Origin of the sequence: Staphylococcus pasteuri (genome assembly GCF_030547725.1) — a bacterium.
Lineage (GTDB): Bacteria > Bacillota > Bacilli > Staphylococcales > Staphylococcaceae > Staphylococcus > Staphylococcus pasteuri.
Genome location: NZ_JAUOQO010000296.1, coordinates 1 through 277, shown reverse-complemented (window position 1 = coordinate 277; position 277 = coordinate 1). Strand labels below are relative to the sequence as shown.

1 protein-coding gene is annotated in these 277 nt (G+C 63.9%); it reads left to right on the top strand.

The features are described from left to right. Positions 1-277: GntR family transcriptional regulator (locus Q4528_RS13735; RefSeq protein WP_303522118.1), on the top strand; the 277-nt coding region annotated here is incomplete at both ends.

Here is a 277-nt window from a genome sequence, read left to right as displayed (position 1 = left end):
GGTCGAGGTAAGCCAAGGCACAGTGCGCGAAGCCCTGTTGCTGTTGCAGGAAGAGGGGCTGGTGCATCGCCAGCCGCATCGCGGCACCACGGTGTCCGATTGCCGCGCCGAAGACGCCGAGGAATTGATCCGCCTGCGCCATGACATCGAATGTCGCGGCGTCAAACGCGCCATTGCCCGCGAAGGGGGCGCCTTGGTCGACCGTATGGCCGCCCATCTGAAAGAGATGCAGGCCGCGGCAGATGCCGGTGATGAATACCTGTTGTCGGTGCATGAC